This window comes from Priestia sp. P5_B4 (assembly GCF_056400385.1).
In genome coordinates, this window is sequence record NZ_JBFULJ010000181.1 from 1 (window position 1) to 6,056 (window position 6,056).

The following is a 6,056-nucleotide window of genomic DNA, read 5'->3' on the forward strand; positions in this document are numbered from 1 at the left end:
TTGTAATACTCAACTTGTAAAGTCATTTTTTTCAACTACTAAAAAAAGGACGGATGATAAAGTGAGTGTAAAAATTACGTGTTTGCAGCTTGATATTGCGTTTGGAAACCCAACTAAAAACCGAAAATATATCGAACAAAAAATGACGGAAGCCCTGAAAGAAAACCCTGATATCCTTGTGCTTCCTGAGCTATGGGATACAGCTTATGATTTGACGCGGCTAGACGAAATTGCAGATGATGAAGGACAGCAAGCCAAGCAATTAATCTCTCAATTTGCTAAAACAAACGAAATAAATATTGTGGCAGGTTCAATCGCGAAAAAAACAGAGCAAGGCGTCACGAATACGATGTATATTTTTGACCGAAAAGGTCGTGAAGTATCACAATACAGTAAACTGCACTTATTTAAATTAATGGATGAACACCTGTATTTAGAAGCAGGAACAGCAAAAAATCTTTTTACACTTGAACAGTCACTGTGCGCAGGAGTTATTTGTTACGATATTCGTTTCCCAGAATGGATACGGGTTCATACTAGCAGCGGAGCAGAAGTCTTGTTTGTTGTCGCTCAGTGGCCGGCTCCAAGACTTGCCCACTGGAAAGCCCTGCTCATTAGCCGTGCAATCGAAAATCAATGCTATGTAATCGCATGTAATCGTGTAGGCCAAGATCCTAATAACACATTTGCCGGACATTCCTTAGTCATCGATCCGTGGGGAGAAATAATCGCTGAAGCTGGCGATAGCGAAGAACTTTTAAGTGCTGACGTTAACCTGGAACTTGTAAAAGAAATTCGTAAACAAATTCCCGTCTTTACAGATCGCCGTACAGAATTTTATTAATTATGTATTGACAGCCGTTTTTTTGCATGATACGATTTTCACCAGATATCATAAAATATTCAAACAAATCAAAATTAAATAAGTAATCGTACTCTTATCAAGAGTTGGCTGAGGGATTTGGCCCTGTGAAGCCCAGCAACCGACCGTCATTCCATCCTAAGATGGATCACACCMGTAAAACATGTTTTACAAAGGCACGGTGCTAATTCCAACAGAAAGTAATTTTTTCTGGCAGATAAGAGGTTTGAACACTACAATCAAGCCTCTTTCCAACGAAAGAGGCTTTTATATTTTCTAAAATTATAAAAGCCTCCATATATTCTTAAACCTATTAACTTAGTAAACAAATCAGTTTAATAAACTATGGAGGGATTCCGATGTCAACAACAAAAACAGAGAAATATCACCCTTTAACAGAAATTTCAGCAATCAAACTTGTGAAAAAGCTAGGTCTTTTTGATGCCACAGAAGCACTGACTGCCCGTGAAATTGGTGACGGCAACTTAAATCTCGTCTTTCACATCATAAATGATCAAACAAATAAATCCATTATCGTCAAACAAGCGCTTCCCTATGCAAAAGTTGTAGGCGAAAGCTGGCCTCTATCCTTGAACCGTGCCACGATTGAAAGCAATGCGCTCAAGCAATTCGGTGCATTTACGCCAGAACGTGTGCCCGCTGTTTATTACCACGATGAAACGCTTGCTGTTACGGTCATGGAAGACCTGTCTCATTTAACGATTTCTCGCGCCGGACTTATTCAAGGTGAAAGTTATCCTCTGCTCTCACAGCATATCGGTTCTTTTTTAGGACATATTGCGTTCAAAACGTCTGATTTCGCCTTAAAACCTCAGGATAAAAAAGAAGAAGTTGTTAAGTACAGCAACCCCGACTTATGCAATATTACGGAAGATTTAGTTTTTACAGATCCTTTTTTTGATATTGATACAAATGAATTTGAAAAAGCGCTGCGTCCTGATGTAGAAGAATTGTGGAATGATGGTGATGTAAAGCTACAAGCAGCAAAATTAAAATATAAATTTTTAACAAATGCGCAAACGCTAATCCACGGTGATTTACATACAGGCAGCATCTTTGCTAGCAGTCAAGAAACGAAAGTGATTGATCCAGAGTTTGCTTTTTACGGTCCGTTTGGATTCGATTTAGGGCAATTTGTTGCGAATTTATTTTTAAATGCTCTTTCTCGAGAAACAAATCGCGAACCGTTATTTGCACACATTACGAACACATGGAACGTATTCAAAGATACCTTTACTGCGCTTTGGCATTCTGAAAACACTGAACCTTTCGCTAAAGATGAKCGCTTATTACATGAAATTTTAACGCAAACGTGGCAAGATGCTGTTGGATATGCAGGATGTGAAATCATTCGACGTACGATTGGCTTAGCTCACGTAGCGGACTTAGACGAAATTTCTTCAGAGGAAAGAAAAATTAACGCTAAACGTACTGCGTTAAAAATTGGACGCTATTTGCTTTTGCACCAACAAGACGTTTCACCAAATGAATTTGAACATTTACTTCGATAACGAATAATGTACACAATGAAAGGATCGGTATCAGCATGACAAATACACTATCACTTCCGCGCTCAGTGGAATGGAATGAATCATATATTACTTTATTAGATCAGCAGCAGCTTCCTGGCAAAGTTGAATATATTAAGCTGCAAACAATTAAAGACGTATGGGATGCTATCACTACCTTGAAAGTACGCGGAGCTCCTGCAATTGGCATTACGGCGGCTTTTGGTCTTGCTCTTTCTGCGCTTAGCTATGACACAGATTCAGTCAAGGAATTTAACAAAAAACTAGCTCTTGATCAACAGTATTTAGCTAGTTCACGCCCTACTGCCGTCAATTTATTTTGGGCATTGGAGCGCGTAGCGAAAAGCGCTGAATCCGCTTCGTCCGTTAATGAAGCTAAAACAAAAGTTGTTCATGAAGCTATTCAAATTCAAGTAGAAGATGAAGAAACGTGCTACCGAATTGGAGATCATGCTCTTTCTTTATTTAAAAAGAAAGATAAAATCATGACAATATGTAATGCTGGTTCAATTGCTACAGCTTATTATGGAACAGCCTTAGCACCTTTTCACTTGTCTAAACAGCGCGATATTCCGCTTGAAGTATTTGCCTGTGAAACAAGACCCGTTCTTCAAGGTTCTCGCTTAACAGCCTGGGAACTTCAGCAGTCGGGAGTGGACGTGACGCTGATTACGGATAATATGGCCGCTCATACCATTAAAACAAAAGGAATTAATGGGATTATTGTAGGTGCTGACCGCATTGCAGCAAATGGCGATACGGCTAACAAAATTGGAACATATGGACTTGCTCTTTTAGCGAAAGCATTCGGTATTCCATTTTACGTAGCAGCGCCGCAGTCCACATTTGATTTATCTATTCAAGACGGCAGCAGCATCCCTATTGAAGAACGTTCACCTAAAGAAGTAACGCACATTGGAGATACACAAATTGCTCCAGACGGAATCTCTGTGTACAATCCAGCTTTTGATGTGACGCCAAGCGAACTGATTACGGCCATTATTACAGAGCATGGAATTATCCATTCTCCGTCTTTGGAATCCATTCAAAAAGTTTTGCTGCAATCTGCTCAATAAAAAAAGCCGCTGCTATGCGGCTTTTTTTTGTTGAGCACTGGTTTTCACCTGCATTTGTAACACAATTGTAACAGTACTCTCTTCTTTTTCTACATATATTATAGGGGATTCTTTTTGAAGAAGGGGGAGTAAATATGAGTTCAGAGCAAAAAACGGATAAAAACAAAGCGCTGAATCGTAAGCAGCACTATCAGCTATTCGATTTATCCAAAGATGAAGAACTAAATTCCCTTCCTTCTCCTCAGCAAATTGACGGTGTTTTTGTGCAGGGAGAAGGCTGGAAATTGGACGGTGAATAGTTATTTTAACWCAAGAGCGCCTTTTGCTACATTTCTTTCAAGCATTAATAGTTTCTCTTTTATATGAGTTTGGGAACCTGCATAACCTGTTAAAGCCCCATTTTTTCCAATCACACGGTGACAAGGTAAAATAATAGGCAGTGGATTTCGACGATTCGCTTGTCCCACAGCCCTTACGGCTTTAGAGCGATTAACAGACTCCGCTACATCACTATAAGACCACGTTTGTCCATAAGGTATACCTTTAAGCGTTAACCATACTTCTTTTTGGAAGTCTGTTCCTTTTATATCCAAAGGCAAATCAAATGTTAACGTGCGCCCTTCAGCATAATCCTGCAGCTGTCGCTTTGCTTCTTTCACATGATGATAATTCTCGTCATGGACAAGTTTTTCAAGCTGCTCGTTATGATCATCGCTATCAAACCAAATATGTTGAACCCCTTTTTCCGAGGCTACAATATAAATTTTCAAATCAGAAAATAAATTCATTTCTCCGTAGTACATATTTTTTATCCTTTCTAATTAAGCTGGAAGAATAACATGAAAAGCTGTGCCTTCTCCTATTTTGCTTTCCACTTCAATTCGCCCTTTATGTTCTTCGATAATTTTATATGAGACCATCAAACCGAGTCCCGTTCCTTTTTCTTTTGTCGTATAAAATGGTTCTCCTAAGCGCTTGATGCGCTCTTCGGGCATTCCGTCCCCTTGATCTCGAATGGAGACCGTCACGTAGTGCGGCTCTGTAGAGTAAACTTCAACAATAATTCTTCCTCCGTTTGACGTGACTTCAATTGCATTTTTAATGACATTTATTAGTACTTGCTTAATTTGGTTCGGCTCGCAGTATACCATTGGCAGCTGAGGAGACACACATAGTTCAAACTGAATATTTTCTAAAAGCGCTTGAGCATTTAATAAATCAATCGTTTCTTTAACAACCGCAGCTAGATTTTTCTTTTCAAACTTTACGGCCTGTGGCTTAGCGAGTACGAGAAACTCTGTAATAATGGTTTCAATTCTTTTTAATTCGGATTTAATAATATCAAAATAAAGAGAGTGATCTTCTTGAATGCTGCTTTCTAACAGCTGCACAAACCCTTTTARAGCTGTCATCGGGTTGCGGATTTCATGCGCAATCCCAGCTGCTAACTGGCCGACTACTTGAAGCGTATCCGATTTTCGAATCTGCTCTTGCATTTGATTTCGTTCCGTTACGTCTCTTAAAAGCGTCATATATAGACCTGGCAAGATATCTTTTTTCGTGGAAAATTCGATATTTTTAACTTTTTCGTTCCCCGTAACGTACGTAATCTCTCCTTCTGCTTCCCCTTTTTGCTCAATCGTTTCTTTATGCTCAATGACCGCATCTAAATTCGCTGAAGAAATAAAATCCTCCATGGAGTGCGCACAAATCTCCTCTTTGCTGAGTTCTAGAATATCACAAAGAGAAGAATTTACATCAATAATATTTCGCTTGCCGTCCCATAAAACTAACCCATCGATCGAACCATTAAAAATCTGTCTGAATTTCTCTTCGTTATTCCGAAGCTCCTGTTCGATTTTTGTACGTTCACTGATGTTTCGAAAAATCGTTAAATGGTCTCCTTCTATAATGCCTTTTTTCCCTGTGAATTCCAACTGTTTGATTTCTCCATTTGGCATGTAAAAAGGAAGCTGATTACGAATTTCTCCTTTTGTTTGAAACGTTTGGAGCACCTTTAACGCACTAAAGCTTTTTGTATYGATAAACGTATACAAATTGCTTCCAATTAATTTGTTTAACGGCAGCTCAAATGTACGCGAAGAAGCAAGATTAGCGTTCAAGATTTCACCATCATCTCTCCAAATCAAGATCGCTTCAATCGCATTTTCAAAAATAGCCCTGAAATTTTTTTCGCTTCTCAACAGTTGCTGCTCCATCAGCCGTTTTTCCGTCACGTCTCTCATAATGGACATATAGTATTGACTGTATATATTAGCCGTTGTGGTAAATTCAAAAAAAGTAACGTCTCCATTTTCGAGCCTGATCGGTAGCTCACCGCTTGTCTTTCCTTCTTGATGCAGAGTTCTCCATAATTTTTTCACCTTATAATGATAAGTAGGTTCTACAAGCTCTTCTAGTGTTTTGGTTAGAAGCTGTGCTCTTGTATAATTTAATCGTTCGCAAAATGAAGGGTTCGCGTCGATAAGCTGACCCGTTCGATCAAAAATGACAATTCCGTCTACCGCTTCATTAAATACATCCATAAACATATGATGACTAATAAAC

6 protein-coding genes and 1 riboswitch are annotated in these 6,056 nt (G+C 39.0%); of the genes, 4 read left to right on the forward strand and 2 right to left on the reverse strand.

Annotation, left to right across the window (positions count from 1 at the left end; all coding sequences use genetic code 11):
• Positions 1-61: 61 nt before the first annotated feature.
• From AC1DRF_RS14570 to AC1DRF_RS14585, 4 genes are all read left to right on the forward strand, one after another.
• Positions 62-844 carry a carbon-nitrogen family hydrolase gene (locus tag AC1DRF_RS14570; RefSeq protein ID WP_274155823.1) on the forward strand — a complete coding sequence of 261 codons (783 nt, stop codon included), beginning with the start codon at positions 62-64 and terminating at the stop codon, positions 842-844.
• Positions 845-935: 91 nt separating this feature from the next.
• Positions 936-1,086, forward strand: a riboswitch (SAM riboswitch).
• Between the two features lie 135 nt (positions 1,087-1,221).
• Positions 1,222-2,394, forward strand: a complete 1,173-nt coding sequence (gene mtnK, locus AC1DRF_RS14575) for an S-methyl-5-thioribose kinase (RefSeq protein WP_477741007.1) — start codon at positions 1,222-1,224, stop codon at positions 2,392-2,394.
• 35 nt (positions 2,395-2,429) lie between these two features.
• Positions 2,430-3,488 (forward strand): S-methyl-5-thioribose-1-phosphate isomerase, encoded by a 1,059-nt coding sequence (mtnA, locus tag AC1DRF_RS14580; RefSeq protein ID WP_043979675.1) that lies wholly within the window; start codon positions 2,430-2,432, stop codon positions 3,486-3,488.
• A gap of 134 nt (positions 3,489-3,622) precedes the next feature.
• On the forward strand, positions 3,623-3,787 hold the full coding sequence (locus AC1DRF_RS14585) for a hypothetical protein (RefSeq protein WP_013082215.1): 165 nt from the start codon (positions 3,623-3,625) through the stop codon (positions 3,785-3,787).
• On the opposite strand, the gene AC1DRF_RS14590 is transcribed toward AC1DRF_RS14585, so the two are convergent.
• Together AC1DRF_RS14590 and AC1DRF_RS14595 are read right to left on the reverse strand one after the other, a co-directional pair.
• Positions 3,788-4,291: a methylated-DNA--[protein]-cysteine S-methyltransferase gene (locus tag AC1DRF_RS14590; RefSeq protein WP_477741008.1), complete on the reverse strand. Its 504-nt coding sequence runs from the start codon at positions 4,289-4,291 to the stop codon at positions 3,788-3,790.
• An 18-nt stretch (positions 4,292-4,309) separates the two neighbouring features.
• The coding region (locus AC1DRF_RS14595; RefSeq protein WP_477741009.1) for a PAS domain-containing sensor histidine kinase at positions 4,310-6,056 on the reverse strand (1,747 nt) is incomplete at its 5' end.